The sequence below is a fragment of the Natronincola peptidivorans genome, from assembly GCF_900111615.1.
In the GTDB taxonomy this organism is placed as follows: domain Bacteria; phylum Bacillota; class Clostridia; order Peptostreptococcales; family Natronincolaceae; genus Natronincola_A; species Natronincola_A peptidivorans.
Window position 1 is genome coordinate 1 of the sequence record NZ_FOHU01000032.1, and the last position, 17023, is coordinate 17023.

A 17023-nucleotide genomic window follows, 5' to 3' on the forward strand; every position below is an offset into this window, starting at 1 on the left:
CCATTGACTTGGATCCATAACTATCTACTTTATCCATTATTATTTCTTTATAGTCATCTAGCTTGCTTTTTACTTCTCTTGATTTCCTAGCTACATCTCCAGAATTATTAATATATTTCTCTACTGTCCTCCTATCACAATTAAACCTTCTAGCTAGTTCACTTTTATTCAATAATTCAGCCTCCTCTCTCAACAGTCTTATCTGATTAGACACATCTTTTCGCATAATATTTCCCCTATCTTTTTTGAAAATATTATACTAAAAAATGTACAAATCTGTGTATTTTGAGATTAGAATTTTTGGCTAATTTGATTATATAATTTACAAGCATTTGAGCTATAGTAAAAAAAGTGTCCCCTGGCTGAACCGTATATCGTCCCAGAAATGTAGGGGGACAAGCTGGTGGAATTCTAATATATTGTTGTGTATACATAAATAAACCCTCCCTATAAGCTATTGCTTTATTTAGTAACAAACTACAATCAAAACAAAATGTTTCATTTTCATTCCTCTACTCTTGTTTGCATTTCTATTCTATATACAATATGCATACTTCAGGCTCTTTGTTCTATTCTGGCAGTTTATATATGGAACCATATTCTATGAAAAATATTCGCTGCAATTCATGATAACTCCAGCAGTTCAAATTTGGACTGCGTTAAAAATTAAAAGATGGCAAAGTCATAATCATAGAATATAATACAGCGAAAAAAGAAACATACCCTTGAGTTTCAAGAGGCAGAAGTGAATCACAGTCTGTAGAGGATTAAGGGATGGATATGTATGTAGATGAAGATTAAAAGGAGGGAGGAAGTGGATATGATGCCTTATGTTAGTGCACCCTATGGATGCTATTATGCTTTTGATTCTAGGCAATTTCAAATGACAACAATACCTCAAATGCAAGAGATGTATCAGATGTATGGGCCAAATTTCATATCAAATGTTGATACAAACCAACTTCAACCAATCTTAACAGATAATCCACCAATTACAAGTTTGGTTTTATTTAAAGAATTATCAGGATTTCCTAACTATGGAAACCCCAGTGGTAATGCTGATATTCTCTACAGGGGAAATCGAGGGGTATGGACCTTTGAAGTACCTGCCTTTTTCTTTATACCTGGACTTTTGAGGGCACAGCTTTATATTCGTGCTGTATTAGATGATCGAGCTGCCACGCCAGTACCACAATATTCTGCTACCATCAGTATCAATGGTAGAGTTGTACATCGTGGTCCAGTTCCATTAGAGCATGGTAGATCCTTTGGGCAAATTTTTGTGAATTGGAGAACACTGATCTTTGATGTACCAGATATTAGACGAATCAACCGAATAGTTATTACAAATACCTCTACGGGATTAGCAAATGATTGGATTGGGCTAGACTGGATGGAAATGAGATTTTTTCGTAGATAGCAATAAGCAAACTCCCTATACGCAGGGAGTTTGTTGTTTTTAATGATTTTAGAAAAAATTTATTACATAGAATTCTGGCTATAAACTAGATCTCTGTCCCCCAAATAGCCAAAGATTGATAAAATAAAGCAAAATTATGACCATTCCATTTTAAAGTTGTCAAAAAAAACCCCAAAGCATCGGCGGCAAATCTACCTGAAACCCTCTTATATGCCAGATAACATGGATTTCTCTCCAAACCAGCTTAGTTTACAGAGTATTATATGCTATTGGTCAATAAATTGTGTTAAACTTTGTTTATTTCAGATCTATTGAAGTTATTCCCTCAAATATTTTAATGAGTGTACTTAATAACAAATGCTCTTTTAGTAATAGCACCATTTTATTGGAAATACATATTTTATACTAGGGCTAGAGATAGTCTAATATAAAATGAGAGGTGGTATACATGACAGATATCGCAAAAGAAAGTAGAGGAGTTCTAGGAGGTTTATTTGGAAAAGATAGCACTATACTATTTTTCTTCTTACTACTAGTGATTATCTTCTGTAATTGTCGTACTTTACACGGTATATCAGGAGATTCATTACTATTCTTCTTCCTATTATTAGTAGTATTATTTATGGGTCCAAGGATATGTGGAGGTTGGTAAATAAGATAAAGTACGAGGAAAGAAGCATTTGAAAAGACAATAAACTCACTCAATAACTCATACCTCCAAAAAGGTTCTAGAGATTTTAATCTCTAGAACCTTTTGCTGGCTATTATGGGTAAATTTATCCTTTACTATTCTGTAGTAAATTTGTTCTATCGTAGAGATATTCAAATGCAAAAAAATATTTTAAAAATATCTTGATAATATTTTATATCTGTTATATATTATATATAACAGATATAAAATAAAACATAGAAAAATATTTTGAAGACATAATAATAATTGATTTAAGAAAATGAAGGGGTGTAATGGATGTTAGTCTTAAAAAATGTATCAAAAACCTACGATAAAACAAAAAAGGCAGTAGATGACATTTCACTTGAAGTAAAAAAAGGGGAAATCATCGGCTTCATTGGGCCCAATGGTGCAGGGAAAACAACCACCATAAAAATGATTACGGGCATTATTGCACCAACTGAAGGAGTGATAGAGATCAATGGCGTGGATATCTCTAAAGCCCCTGTTGATGCAAAAAAGAACTTTGCCTATGTTCCTGATCATCCAACGATATTTGATGCCATCAAGGGAATAGATTATCTCAATTTTATGGCAGATATGTACGATGTTTCTATTGAGGACAGAAAAGAAAGAGTTGAGAAGTTTACAAAGGCATTTCAAATATACCATGCCCTTAGCCAAACCATAAATTCCTATTCCCATGGTATGCGGCAAAAGCTATTGATCTCAGGGGCACTATTATCAAATCCTAAGCTTTTCATTCTAGATGAGCCTATGGTAGGCTTAGATCCTCATTCAGCTAGAGTTTTAAAGGATTTGATGAGGGAGCATTGTGAAAAGGGTGGGACGGTATTTTTCTCCTCCCATGGTTTAGAAGTGGTGGAGAATCTATGTGATCGGGTAGCAATGATTCATAAGGGGAAGCTTATTGCATGTGATGTGGTGGAAAATATTAAGCAAAGTAATGACAAAACATTGGAAGAAGTGTTCTTGGAGATGACAAAAGATGCGTAAGTTTATAGCATTAACTAAAATACAAGTAAAGGATTTTTTTAGCAAGTATACCCAGCATGCAAATGTAAAAAATAAATGGTTGGGAATGTTAACCTTAGCAATACCAGCCCTATTAATACTACCAGCCTTCCAACTGGTGAATAGAATCTATGACACCTTTTTCCTAATTGGTTTTCCTGAGCTGACAATGACCTACATGTATTTAGGAACTGTTATGATGATGTTTTTTGCATGTATTCCCTTTATTATTTCTATCTTCTTTTACTCAAGGGACCTAAAGTTTTTCGCTACCCTGCCAGTAAAGGTGGATGTGATAATATTTTCTAAGCTTGCCTCGGTATATATTTATCTCTTTGTAATAGGATGCTTTTTCTTTGGCACCTCCATTGTAGTCTATAGCACAACGGATGGTTTAACAGTATATAGACTTATAGCAGGGTTAATAGCACTGCTGATGGCGCCATTACTACCCATGATTCTAGCCACATTAATCATTATTCCCTTTATGTCAGTGATTGGGAAGGGTAACAAAAGAAATTTAATGGTTATCGTGGGAAATGTATTGCTGCTAGTGTTAATTATGTCTATTCAAATTCTTATGGCAAGGGTTGAAATGGATCCGGAATCCCTTAATAGAATATTACTTCAAGAGGATGGCTTGCTAAGACTACTGGGGAGAAATTTCCCCCCAAGTATATGGCTTACAAAGATGATCCAAGGCTCAATCATAGATGGAGGCTTATTTATTCTTTTGAATGCAGTCTTCCTTTATATCCTGAAGCTGGTTTCACAGCTGTTATATAGTAAGGGTTTATTAGCCTTCAATCAAGAGGGGGGAGGCATGACAGGCAAGGGGAAAATTTACTATAAAACCAGAAGTAAAGGACTGCAAATGATGAAACGTCATATAGGTATCATATTTAGCAATCCGATATTTCTACTGAATACAGTTTTGGTTATGTTCCTACCCATCATCCTCTTCATCATTATGTCCTTTACAGGAGAGCTTTCGCCAGAAGTCTTCCAGTCTCCTGCCATAGCCCCCTATATGCTATACATCTATGCAGGGGTTATTACAGCACCAGCAATTGTTGGAAACCTTTCCGCCACAGCTATTACTAGGGAAGGAAAAACTTTTTGGGAGACCAAGGTGCTGCCAATCACTACAGGAGAAAACATTCGATATAGGATTTATGCTACATTGATGATATCCTTTACTGCCTCTATCCTATTGGCTATTGCCGGAGGAATGTATTTACCCGTCACCTTTGATATCATCATAAGAGCAGCAATATTCTGTATCGCAGCAACCTTATTTTTATCCACTATCGATATCGTAATTAATATCGAAAGGCCTACTTTAAACTGGACGAGTCCTACAGCGGCGGTAAAGAATAATTTAAATGTAATACTATCCTTGCTAATCAGGGTTGCATTAGGCGGCATTGTGTATTTCTCCTATCGCTTGATGCCTGACTTTGCAGCCAATACAATGGTTGCCATTTACAGTATAGCTTTATTGCTTCTCTATGGAATATCAAACTATATAGTATTTGGAATCTACAAAAGAAAGTTTGATCAAATCAATTTATAGGAATGAAAATATGGTGGAAGTAGGATGAAAAAGCTTGTTACTATAAACAGAAAACCTCCAGCCGAATGAGGTTTTGATAAGATAAGCTGATGAAGGAAAGGCCCATGCAGAGTGGGGGGGTGATAGAGAAGAAATAGGTTAGAATTAGTGGTTTAGAAGGTTTTATATATAAATAGAAGAGTAACCCATGCTCCCCTAGACGAAGAAGTTTAGGGGCTTTTGCTTTAGAGGGTAGAAGAAATTTGGCAGAATAAAACATAAAATTATTTACAGACTCCTGTTAAACATAAATAATGTGTGGCAGCTTTTACAGCATATTAAAAAGCTTTTCACTTAGCTTTCCAAACTCTACATTTGATCTCTCTCTAGGTCTTTCCATATCTACATTTATAATTTTCTTAACCTTTCCTGGACTTTTTGACATAACAACTATTTTATCTGCTAGATAAATAGACTCATCTACACTATGAGTAACAAATAGTACTGTTTTTTTATTTTTTCTCCATATTCCTAACAATTCTCTTTGCAGCAAAACCCTTGTATGAGCATCTAATGCACCAAAAGGTTCATCCATTAAAAGAATATTTGAATCATTTGCTAATACCCTAGCTATGGCAACTCTTTGTTGCATACCACCTGATAGCTCATATGGAAAAGAAGCTTCAAATTTATCTAATCCTACTAAACTTAAATATTCCTTTGCCTTTTCAATTCTTTGCTTTTTGTCTATTCCATTGATTTCCAAACCAAGAGCTACATTTTCAATGATATTTCTCCATGGTAATAATGTATACTGCTGAAATACCATTCCTATTTCCTTATGACACTTCTTGATTTCTTTGTCTTTATAATATACTTCTCCTGATGAAGGTTTTTCTAAGCCTGCAATAATTCTAAGCAAAGTAGATTTACCACATCCTGAAGGCCCTAATATACAAATAAGTTCATTTTCATGTATAGTCATATCTATTCCGCTTAAAGCATCTATTTCATTACCTTTTTCAGTTATAAATTTTTTATGAATCCCATTAATCTTTAAAATTGGCTGCTCCATAAGTAAAGTCCCCCTCATTATCAGCTACTGCACGTTTTTTTGCCACTTATATTTAGTATCTTCTAATATTCTAAATAGAGAATCTAATGAAACCCCTATAACACCTATTGTTATCATACCGCTTATTACCACATCTGTTCTTGCTAGCTGGTATGCATGGGTAATTAGATATCCAACTCCTGCAATACTCCCTGGCAGCATTTCTGCAGAAACTAGACACATCCAAGCTACTCCTAATCCAATCCTAAGGCCATTAATGATGGACGGCATTGCTGAAGGGATGATCACCTTTAGAAGTATATGATGTTTTTTTGCACCTAAGGTCATTGTGGCATCAATTAAACTTTTTCTAACATTTTTTACTCCATAAATGGTGCTAGTTAGTATTGGGAAAAAACCTCCTATAAATATTATAAAAACCATGGATAATCTAATATTTCTTAAATAAATATAAACAGGTCCTGATTCGATAGGAAAAAAAATAGCCATACTGGTAATACCAAACCATGCTAGAACAAGAGGAACCCATGCTAAAGGTGGTACAGGACGGAAAATCCCTAAAAAATTACTTAAAAGCTTATAGAATGTATTATTATAACCCATTAAAACACCTAGTGGTATAGCCATCACAACTGCAGCTAAATAACCAGTGAATACCCTCAAAAAGCTTATAAATAAGTTATAGCCTAAGGAGCCTATCCCTAATAATGAAACTGTAGGATTTACTAAAATCCTAAGTACAGAGGTGAAGGTTGGCAAAACTACGGGATTGTTCATTCTAATAGCCAAGAATTCCCAAAATATGATAAAAATAATTGGACAAATTAAACCAATTAGCCTATTTTTTATATTAGCCTCATTCCATTTCAATAGCTTTCCTATACTCTTATTACCTTCACTAGTTCTGAGACCTTTCAAATCTAATTCTTCAACTCTACTTTTCATGAATTACACTCCAATTCAATACTTTAAATTTTGTGAAAACCACAATATATCTTTTCTTTAAATTTAGTTCTAGATATTGTAATAACAGTTAAGTACTAAGAAACATCTAGCAAATAAGTTGTCAAAGAAAACTGATGATATATTGTGGTCTGTTAAATTTTCTAACTCCAAGCCAATATGTAATAGAGATATGCTTCTTAATTTAGTATTTCTTCAATGATACTGAAGTCAAATAATAAGTCTTTTGCTTCTTCTATATTCTTTCCTTTTAATTTATCATTAAAATTACCAATATCATTTAAAACTTCAAGATAAGTATTGGCACCACGTAAGAAGTTTTCTGATGGTTCTGTTGTATAGACAACATTAGTATTTCTTGCGGCTTCAATAGGGATGCCTAACCAATCAGATGATACACTTGCTCCAATCTCAGGATTTTTGATAATATAATCTGCACCATAGGTTACTAGCTTCATTATAGTAGATACTATTTCTCTTTCTTCTTGCAACATTCTATCTGAAGTAACGATTACACAACAAGGAAATCCATGCCAAAATCCGTCAGGCGGCAAATCTCTATGGGACATAACAAAATTACCATTACCTTGAAAAGCAGCTACTTGTGGATGAGGTGATGGACCTACCCAGCCATCAACTTCTCCACTAATTAAAGATGAAGTAAAATTAGCTGCTGAACGAAGGTCTACTAATAGAATATCCGCCTCTGTATTATTAGGATCAATGGTATAATTGATACCAGCTCTTTCTAAAGCCCCTTCAAACACAATCTTAGGGCTGCTTGTTGGTGAATGATAACCTATTTTTACAGGTTCATCCTGAGACTGTACATATTGTAAAAATTCTTCCCAACCATTTACATCAATATCATTATGCATTACTAGGCCAGGTCCATCAGTATGGACAGGTGCCAAAACTTTAATTGGAACACCACTGTCAATTCCTGTCATAGCTGCTGTAATAGAAAAAGAAGCGATATCTAAATTACCTTGTGCAAACATTGTAGTTGATTCTGCCCCACCTTGAGATACAATAACCTCAATTATTGCTTTTTCTTCTCCATTTGTAATTAATTTGTATTTTTCCTTTTCAATAATGGGCTCTAAGTAGCTATCCATACCTTCAAAGTTTTTACTTTCTGCAAAAGCAGTAAATAAAGGGATTTGATGGTCATTTCTAAAATAACTTAAGTTTATTGTTGGAATAGAACTACTAGCTGAAACAGAAGAATCCTCTGAATTATTACATCCAACTAAAAATAAAGATAACAACAACAAAGAGATTAATGCAAATAAATATTTCTTTTTAAAACTCATGAAATCAATCCTTTCGATAAATATTTTTTCTTAAATAATATTTTTACCATAGACAGCATAACACAAAAAAAAGAAGCCTTCTAATTGAAAAATTCAATAATCTTTTAGAACTAAATATATTTATTCTATAACAAAAATTTAACAATATAATATTTCTCTACAACTTATGCAAAAATTCGTTAGTTTCTTTCCAATATTAACTCCCGGGTGTAGATGTAGGGACGCTTCGTTTTTATACAACTGAGGGGCAATATTTTTTTGTTTATGATAATGAGAGTTGTAGAGATCTAAATACATTGATACCATCTTAAAAGTTTGATACAGTAAAAGTAATAACTAAATTGTAGAAAAATAACAGAATAGATTATATATATTGCATTAAATAAACTATATGTTTTGTAGGGGTTTCCAAGCCTGCCCAAGTTGGCACAGAAACAAACCCCTACGATGTAAAATCTTTCCTGAAAATTATATAGAAGAATATATGGAGGACAGTTAGGAGATGAATTAAGTAATGAAAAAGGTAAAGAAGCAAAGGAAACTAGGAAAAAAGCGAGAAGAGAACTTAGAGAATTACATAGATTCTGATGGAAACTTTTATTTTATTGCTGGATATACCTCTGGAGGAGTACCATATGGAATTACATGGGAAGAGGCTATTGAAGATGGATTGATTGAAAAGGACAGCTTAAGTGATGAAGAAGATGAGATTCCATTTTGATTAAAAATAAGATCTAAGTAGAGAGAGCTAAAAGAAGAATTAACTAAAAAAATAAAGTAGTAGAACAGGTGCTGCTTAATTAAAGGTGATATGATGGAAAAGATAATTAAAAAATTTTTATCTGAATATAAGAAAAAGAACAAAAAAAGATTTGGATTACAAGCCTTGGAGAGCTACCTAATAGACAGGTATAAAGGAGAGCATTTTTACTTAGAAGGTGGTGGATATCAAGAGCTTTATAGGCAAATGTGTTTGCTTAAAGAAAAGCAGTATATCAAGGAAATAAAATCCTCCAGCTATAATGGTTTTCATCCACCATTAAAGACGAAGTGGCAGATTGTATGTGAGGAAGATAGTTCTCGATGGGACAAATCAAAGATGCTACAGCTATCGGACTACTTGGATTTTAGTTATTATGTCAAACATCCATCCTATCAAACAGATTTAGAATGGGAATATATTGAAAATATTTATAGTTTTTTAAAGTCAAGAGATAAGAGGGAGTGGGCTAGTATAGAAGAACGTTCCTTAGAGCTTTTCTATGATGAAAAATTTCTCAAAAGCAAAAAGGAAGTCTCCAAAGGAAAATATGGAATATTGAAACGTCTGAAGCTTTCCAATGAAGACCTAAAGATGAAAAGATATGGTGAGATGTTTATCTACTGGAATAGAGGTGTGGAGGATATTAAAAATATCATTATACTTGAAAATCACTCTACTTTTTTCACCTATAAAAGAGCTGCGCAAGTCCATGGAGAAATATTCGGATTTAGACCGGATGCTCTGATTTATGGAGAAGGAAAAAAAGTTGAGGATAGCTTATCCTTTATAGAAGAAATTACTGATTCTGCTAAGGTAGATATTTTATACTTTGGAGATATAGACGCTGAGGGCTTTGGTATATATTATAGACTTAAAGAAAGATACAAGGATATAAACATTAAACTACAGCATGAAGCCTACACACATTTGATTGCATTATGTATAAAAGAATATTCTTCAGAGGGACACAATAAAAATCAATTGTATTTAGATGGATTCTTAGAAGAAATGAAACCATACTTAAAAAATGGCGACTTGAAAAAAATGAAATCTATCTGGGACAAGGACCTCAGAGTGCCACAGGAGCTAATAAATTATGAATATTTGCTGAAGGTGAGAAAATGATGATAGAAAGCGGCTTTTTTAATAGAATGAAAAAACTCCAAGTCATCCGTATGCTAGGGTCAGGGATGGATATAGGAGAATTAAACGAATACGCATATGAAATTTGTTTTTTACTTATACAAAATATTTTTCTAAGAGAGCTTAGGGAGAATCATCATAGGACAAGAGATGACATGCTATTTATCACTGAAAAAATTCTTCAGGATATGGACTTGCTATACAGTAAAGAAGAGGTTGAAAGAATTGTAGATGGCACTCTGTGGTACAGGGAACCTACAAAGCAGGAGGGTTTTAAGACAAGGGTTTATCATGAAACTACTAGAACTAAGGAGGAGTATATCTTTAGGTACTTTAAAGTAGATAGGGAGCATAGTCATTGGGAGCAAGGTGGTTCCACTGTATACATGCTAACGGAAGAAAGCCAAGAAATGATTTTTATTACAAGGGAAATATTAGAGGAATTTGGGTTTAATTTAGAGCAGTTTTATACTTTGCAGTTAATAAAAACTGGAAATTTTATGAAGGCAAGAAATAGTATAGATAACTTAATGGCTAGGGTTAGAGTGTTAATTAATCGAGAAAAGGAATATAGAAGAGATATTATAAGAGATCCACAGAATATATTTTTTGATAGAAGTATTAGAGGAAAAAAATCGGAGGATGAAATAAAGGGACAATTTGAAGAGGAGCAAAAGGTGTTTGCAAATATGTTTTCCTGGAGGAATAGATATGATGTCTTGCCAGAAGATAAAAAACAAGAGGCGGAGATGATGTTCGAAAACCTTGAGGGGGCAAGACTGTTACATGATAGCTTAGCAAAGCATGTGATGGAAAACTTGGCACTGGAGCTAGAGATCAGGGTGAAGTATCCTGAGAGTTTTTGGAATATTTCAAGCTTTAGTTTTAAAAAGGATATTTGGCAAAACCATATTGTTAAGAACGGTTTAAGAGATATAGAGGACTTGGAGAAAGTTGTATCGCCTTTATTTTCCCCGAAAACAGAATTTATCTATCCCCTTGAGTGGGCATGGTCGGAACAAATGATTAAGCAAAAAAGAAGCATAAAAAAGGAAGAGGACATGACCCTAGAGGATGGGTGGAAGTTCAGAGAAACAGATTGGGAGTTACTAATAGAGCTTTATGAAGAAATATTTACAGCCCTCTTAGAAAATGGAAGATTCTCCATATTGGAATTAAATAAAAAGAGTGAAGAAGAAAAGGGAAAATGGTTGCGACAAAGAGAGAATGTAGATTTATTCATGATGTTTGTCATTTCAAAGGTCACTTTGGATATGAATCATTCTGGCGAAGACGAACGACTTAGATTATTTAAGGGACTATGTAGCAAAAATCCAATTTTCAAAGAACTACATGGAAAAAAGATTTTGTCCAAAATAGAGGATGCAGAAGAAACCTTTGTTTGGAAGGAATTATTTATTTCACCATATACCATCTATATAGAGGAGTGAAGATATGAGCTATACAAGTGAAGAGATAAAAAAAGCAAGTGAATTGTTTTTTCATTTATTAAATAAGAAAATCCTCCCTTCTAATGATGTTTTAGCTGCTGAATATTATGACAACAATACCATAAATGAGATTGTAAAAAATATGGCAGAAGAAGGGGGCTTAAGGGTACTCAGCACTAGACAAAACCTGCATTTAGTATCAAAGGGAGAAGGCTCTATCTTTGCTACCACTTACACGCAAATGAAGGAGAAATACAATAAGCTCTATAGAAAGAAGCATTTTTATCTAGCAAATATCATTATATGTATTTATTTAGCTGAAATAGATCGGGAAAATAATTTTGCATTTAGAATTGAGGATACAGGAATATCCTATTATAAACTGGAGGAAATCATTACAGATACCCTAGATTCATGGAAAAAAAGGAATGAAAAAGAGGAGAGCTTTTCCAAAGAATTTGCTATTGCAATAGAAGATATCCATCATCTTTGGTCTGTTGAGATGTCTCATTCGAAGGAAGCAAGAGATGGCGTAGGCTTTAGTCTATCCTCCCAAACTAGATTAGGTTTTATCCACGAAGCCCTTAGACCTCTAGAGCAAGAAAATTTGATCATTAGCCTCAGTCAGGAAAATAGAATTATTCCTAAGGAGGAACTTTACGAAAGACTTGAAAATCTTTACCACGGTGGGGACCGATACCAAGAGATCATAGAGCTGATTAAATATTATGGAGGGGAGAAGGAAGATGCCGAAACTATCCAAGATCAGGTTAACAGGGTGTAAATATGATGGTTTGAGAAAGGAACATGAAAATTCCATTTTTGATTTAACAAAAGAGCATAAAGCTGACCATACACTTCTCACACTATTTAACGGTGGAGGGAAGGGTGTAATGATGCAGCTTATTTTTCAGCTATTACTACCTGGGACTAAATGGGGAAAAAGCAATGGAAATAAAGTGATAGGCATGTTTTATGACCAAAGGAACAATTTGCAATCCTTTACATTCCATGTTGTTCTAGAATGGATATTAGATACGGTACCAGAAAAAAGACTGATCAATGGAATTGCTGTGAAGTCTATGATAAAAAATACTGGAGGAGAAGAGGAGGAGAAAGCAGGTTTATCCTATTTTTTATATACACATGAACACGTAAATAAGGGCTATTATACAGTGGAAAATCTACCATTGTATGATAAGGAAGCTAAAAAAACCTTAGATATAGATGTATTAGAAAATTTTATAGATGAGCATAAAAGAGACTTTATAAAATATAGTCAATCGGATGTTAGAAAAAAGGACGGACGGTATTACAGTTATTTAGAGAGTAGAGGGATCTATAGAAGTGAATGGATGAACCTAAAGAACATGAATAAGTCGGAAGGCGGGGTTGGAGATTATTTCACTGGTGCCAATGACAACAAATCTATTTTTGATAAGATTATCCTTCCAGCTATTAGTGAAAACATTAGAAATTACACCTATGAAGAGGAAAACAGCCTTATTGGAATGTTCAAGAGTAATCTTTCTATTACGAAGGATTTACCTATATTGATGAAACGTGAGGGGGATTATAAAGATCTACTGGTGGAGATAAAACCTTTAATTGAAAATGCTGACAGTGGATCAAGATTTATAGATAGGAAAGATCGATTAATTAGTGAGGGAAATGATATTTACTTTATTTTAAAAGATGAAGAGAATTTAGTTACCCAAAAGGTTGAGGAGTGGAGTAATGAATTAAAGAAGGCAGAAGAAGAAAAGAAAGAGTTAGTTTTTCAGAAGGATAATCTAAACTATAATCAGCAAAGAAGAAAGCTAGAGGCTAAAGAAAAGGAAGTAGAAGCATTAAAAAAGAGATTGAATGAAAAGACCAGTGAAATAAAGGAAAAGAAGGAAACACTACAATTATTTGAAATAAATGAGCTTTTATATGCTAAAAAAGAAACAGAGGAGAAGATTGATAACAAATTGCAAGAAAGACAAAGACTGGTGGAGGCATTGGACATTACAGATATAAAAGAAAAGGCAAAAGCATTAGATGATGAAATAGCGCTGGAATGGGAGAAAATTAAAAAACGTTGGAAGCATCATGAAAATCAACAACAAGGGTATATGAACTATACAAATGGGCTTATGGAGGAATATAAGAATAGGAAGAAAAAATATGAAGCCAGGGTGAAGGACTTAGAAAAGGAAATCAACAAATTTCAGCTTAAAGAGGAGGAACTAGATAAAGATAGAAGAAAATTAGAAAACCATTATGATCCTTTGAGCTTAGTATTTCCTGAAAGAATTCTTGAGGACTTAATGAAAAGTCAAAGAGAGGTGGCAGAAAAAATAACCACTCTGTCTCAACAGGTAGAGGAATATAAAGACAAAATTACGACTTTAAATGTAGAAATATATAGATTAGAAGATAGATTGGATAATAAAACAAAAGAGGTAAGTCAACTACAGGAAGAAATAAAAAAGCAGGAGGAATATGAGTTAAGGGTTGTTAGAAGCCTATCAAAGCAATTGATGGAAAATTACGATGGCAGCCTATTAAATCACCATTGGTTTAGTAAGAAATTAGAAGCATTAGAGGGTATGGAAGAGGAAAAAAAACAAAAACTAGAAGAAATACAACGACGAATATGGGAGAAAAGTATAGATAAAGTACTAAATAAAGAAGATTATTTTATCCCTAATAAAGATATTCTAATGATTAAAGAAGAAATACAAAAATTAGGTATCCACGTGGAAACAGGAAGTGAATATTTGAAGGGGCTAGATAGTGAAGCAAAGCTTTCTATAGTGCAGGATTGTCCTGGATTCATTTATTCAGTTGTAATAGGAAATGAAAAAGAATGGCAGCTTATCGATAAAAATATAGACAAGACTTTGTTTTTTCATAATATGGTTCCCATTTATATTCGTTCAGAAATGAAGGGAGATAATAATAGTTTGTTTAAAACTGTATTTGGTAAGACCTATGACCTGATAGATGAGAATAATTATATCATGTGGAAGGAAGACATGACCAACAAGATCAAGGGCTTAGCTGAAACAGAAAATAGTATCAAAGAAGATTTGAAACGTATTGTAGAGATTAAACAGGATTTAAATCTACTTTTGAAAAACGATACTGCATGGATGTTAAATGAAAAGCTCAAGGAGCAGCAACAAGAAAGGCTAGAGATTTTAGAGAAAATTAGTATGGAAAAAGAAGAAAAAGCAAGCATAGAGAATAATCTGACGAAGTGGCAGTATGCTTTGGAGGAAGAAAGTAAGAAATTAGGAGAAACAAAAACTTCTATCCAAGAGATGAAGACATATATAGAAAAAGTAGAAGAGGTTAATCGGGAGAAAGTACTGATATCAAAAACCCAGAAGGATTTAGCAGAACTTAGGGAACGCATATCAACCATTGAAGCAGATATAGAAGGGGTAGAAAATAATCAAAATACCATCAAAGATGCCTATAACCAATGGAAGTTTGAAGTAAAAAAAACCATCCAAGAGGTCAAAGAAATATTCCATGAAGTGATTTATACCCATGGAGCTGATAAAAATTATTTATATGAAACAATACCAGAGTTTTCTGTTGATAGTGGACAATTAATGCTTTTAGTAAAGGAAAGAAAAGTGCTAGAGGAGGACCTAGCCACTAAAAATAGCAATATTGCCCTATTAGATAAAGATATACAGCATTTTAGGAGTGAGTTAGAAAGGCATATTGATGATTTAAAAAAGATAAATGAAAATTGGGAAAGCTATCCTCATTTAGAACTTACCTTAAATGAAATGCGAATCAACCTTAGAGAGCTTAATAAAGCTATTAAAAACCTTGAATTGGAAAAACAGGATGTGGAATTAAAACGAGAGAACATTAGAGGAAGTATTACAACTATGAAGGATCAGTTAGAGGAGAAGGAAAGTCAAATAGCAAAGGAACACAAAAGAACACCAATCGTCCTAGAAGTTGAAGATATAAACAGTGATATAGATAGGGTAGAAAGAAACATCCAGTCTAATAAAAAATATTTAGCATTATGTACAGAAGAATTACAAAAAAACCAAGACCGTAGACGGAAGCTAGAGGTTAACTTAACAAAGATCAAAGCAGGCTATCCACTGGAGGTTATTAAAGGAAAAATGGATGAAATTTTAAAGGAAAAAATTCAAAATAACCCAGATAGCATAGTGGAAACATGGTTAAGCAGTTGTGGAAAAAATAAAGATCAAATTAGCAGAACAATAGAGGAAGGAGAAAGATTTAGAAGCAAATTCATAAAGGAAATAAATTTAAAGCTGGAGGAAGATAAGCTAAGGGAGAAAATTATAACAACGGTAAAGGAAGCTAAATTAGCCAATTTCAAAAACAATTTAAGCTCCTTTAGTAGTATGGAGCAGCATTTTCAGCAAGAGCTGATACGCTTATCAAAGGATAAACGTAAGGCGGAGGATGCGATGAAAAAATGGACGGATAGAGCATCTATTCATATCATTAGAATGGTTGAAGCCTTAAAAAGTATGGTAGCCAGCATGAATTATACCAATGAACAAGGATATGCTTTTCCTTTAGTTAAATTGAAAGGGACAGAAAGACTACCTAAAGAAGATGGTGAAATCACTTATTTGTTAGAGGAATATTTTGTACAGGCCATAGCTAAAATTCTAGAAAAAAAGGAAGAAATCTCTAATATGGAGGATAAAGTATTTAAGGATTTAATGGGGGACACGGTTTTATTTTCTAAGGCCCTTCAAGGGAGATATCCCACCTTGTTGGTCTATAAGATGTCTGAAAAAAATGAGTTTAGATATGCAAGGGCTAGGGATGAATACTATACTACATGGGAGGCTATGAATAAAGGAGAAGGAGATCTACCTGAAGGCTCTGGAGGACAAACCCTTTCAGTAAATACCTTTGTTATCATGATGATTATGAGCTTTAAAAAGAAGCACATTGGAAATGAGAATCCCTCCACAGTATTAGTATTGGATAACCCCTTTGGAAAAGCCTCAGCAAAACATGTACTGGACCCTATATTTGAAATAGCAGATAAGTTAAACTTTCAATTGATCTGTTTTGCAGCTCCAGAAATTATCAAAGTAGAGATAAGTGAAAGGTTTCCGGTCTTTTGGGAGTTGAAGCTTGAAGAAGGAAAAGTTGTACATGGTGGAAGGATTATAAAGTGATTATACCTTGATAAAAAAAATGCGTCTATAGGCTAAAGCTGTATCTAGCCTATAGACGTAATAATTTATTCACTATTTATCTATTCACCAATCATTAATTGACTCTCATCATTAAAGAAGGTTTTATACCCCAGCTGTACAAATAATATGACAGTCAGGGCAACACTGCCGAGAATCCCCAGCATGATGGCAATTTGGTACTCGATAGCAGTAACGGGGGATACACCAGATAATATTTGCCCTGTCATCATCCCTGGTAAAAATACGATACCCATTCCCACCATAGAGTTGATGGATGGCAGGATGGCAGCATCAAAAGCATTATCTACAATTTGCTTTGCAGCCATTTTAGGCTTTGCACCCAGCATCAATGCTGACTCGATAAGATGCCTTTCGGAATACATTCCATCCACAAGCCTGGTTACCCCAAGGGAAATCCCCGTCAT

13 protein-coding genes and 1 pseudogene are annotated in these 17023 nt (G+C 33.9%); 9 read left to right on the plus strand and 5 right to left on the minus strand.

Translation table 11 applies throughout. The annotated features are described in order from the left end of the window. A pseudogene (locus BMX10_RS16885) lies at positions 1 to 226 on the minus strand (HTH domain-containing protein); the annotation flags it as partial. A 594-nt stretch (positions 227 to 820) separates the two neighbouring features. Between BMX10_RS16885 and BMX10_RS16895 the strand changes: the two are divergent. From BMX10_RS16895 to BMX10_RS16910, 4 genes are all read left to right on the plus strand, one after another. Further along, a complete protein-coding gene (locus tag BMX10_RS16895; protein ID WP_139176492.1) occupies positions 821 to 1420 on the plus strand; it encodes a hypothetical protein in 600 nt (199 codons plus the stop codon). A 448-nt stretch (positions 1421 to 1868) separates the two neighbouring features. After that, entirely contained in the window at positions 1869 to 2072 is a 204-nt protein-coding gene (locus BMX10_RS16900) for a hypothetical protein (RefSeq protein WP_090446838.1), read from the plus strand. 315 nt (positions 2073 to 2387) lie between these two features. Next, positions 2388 to 3107, plus strand: a complete 720-nt coding sequence (locus BMX10_RS16905; protein WP_090446840.1) for an ABC transporter ATP-binding protein — start codon at positions 2388 to 2390, stop codon at positions 3105 to 3107. Next, a complete protein-coding gene (locus tag BMX10_RS16910; RefSeq protein ID WP_090446844.1) occupies positions 3100 to 4701 on the plus strand; it encodes a hypothetical protein in 1602 nt (533 codons plus the stop codon). The genes BMX10_RS16905 and BMX10_RS16910 overlap by 8 nt, the downstream gene beginning before the upstream one ends. Before the next feature lie 307 nt (positions 4702 to 5008). Here the strand turns inward: BMX10_RS16910 and BMX10_RS16915 are convergent, their stop codons facing one another. The 3 genes from BMX10_RS16915 to BMX10_RS16925 form a co-directional block, all read right to left on the minus strand. Then, positions 5009 to 5755 (minus strand): ABC transporter ATP-binding protein, encoded by a 747-nt coding sequence (locus tag BMX10_RS16915; protein WP_090446846.1) that lies wholly within the window; start codon positions 5753 to 5755, stop codon positions 5009 to 5011. Between the two features lie 24 nt (positions 5756 to 5779). Further along, complete coding sequence (locus tag BMX10_RS16920) at positions 5780 to 6700, minus strand: ABC transporter permease (RefSeq protein WP_090446848.1); 921 nt, start codon at positions 6698 to 6700, stop codon at positions 5780 to 5782. A gap of 197 nt (positions 6701 to 6897) precedes the next feature. Then, positions 6898 to 8034 (minus strand): ABC transporter substrate-binding protein, encoded by a 1137-nt coding sequence (locus BMX10_RS16925; RefSeq protein WP_090446850.1) that lies wholly within the window; start codon positions 8032 to 8034, stop codon positions 6898 to 6900. Between the two features lie 514 nt (positions 8035 to 8548). On the opposite strand from BMX10_RS16925, the gene BMX10_RS16930 reads away from it, so the two are divergent. The 5 genes from BMX10_RS16930 (at position 8549) to BMX10_RS16950 (ending at position 16577) form a co-directional block, all read left to right on the plus strand. Further along, on the plus strand, positions 8549 to 8755 hold the full coding sequence (locus tag BMX10_RS16930) for a hypothetical protein (protein WP_090446851.1): 207 nt from the start codon (positions 8549 to 8551) through the stop codon (positions 8753 to 8755). Between the two features lie 93 nt (positions 8756 to 8848). Continuing rightward, on the plus strand, positions 8849 to 9922 hold the full coding sequence (locus tag BMX10_RS16935; RefSeq protein ID WP_170834876.1) for a Wadjet anti-phage system protein JetD domain-containing protein: 1074 nt from the start codon (positions 8849 to 8851) through the stop codon (positions 9920 to 9922). Then, positions 9919 to 11391, plus strand: coding sequence for a hypothetical protein (locus tag BMX10_RS16940; protein ID WP_090446855.1), 1473 nt, complete (start codon positions 9919 to 9921; stop codon positions 11389 to 11391). Before BMX10_RS16935 ends, BMX10_RS16940 begins: the two co-directional genes overlap by 4 nt. Positions 11392 to 11395: 4 nt before the next feature. After that, complete coding sequence (locus tag BMX10_RS16945) at positions 11396 to 12175, plus strand: DUF6063 family protein (RefSeq protein ID WP_090446857.1); 780 nt, start codon at positions 11396 to 11398, stop codon at positions 12173 to 12175. Then, positions 12138 to 16577 carry a coiled-coil domain-containing protein gene (locus BMX10_RS16950; protein WP_090446861.1) on the plus strand — a complete coding sequence of 1480 codons (4440 nt, stop codon included), beginning with the start codon at positions 12138 to 12140 and terminating at the stop codon, positions 16575 to 16577. Before BMX10_RS16945 ends, BMX10_RS16950 begins: the two co-directional genes overlap by 38 nt. 80 nt (positions 16578 to 16657) lie before the next feature. On the opposite strand, the gene BMX10_RS16955 is transcribed toward BMX10_RS16950, so the two are convergent. Continuing rightward, a partial coding sequence (locus BMX10_RS16955; protein WP_139176494.1) for an ABC transporter permease occupies positions 16658 to 17023 on the minus strand: 366 nt, incomplete at its 5' end.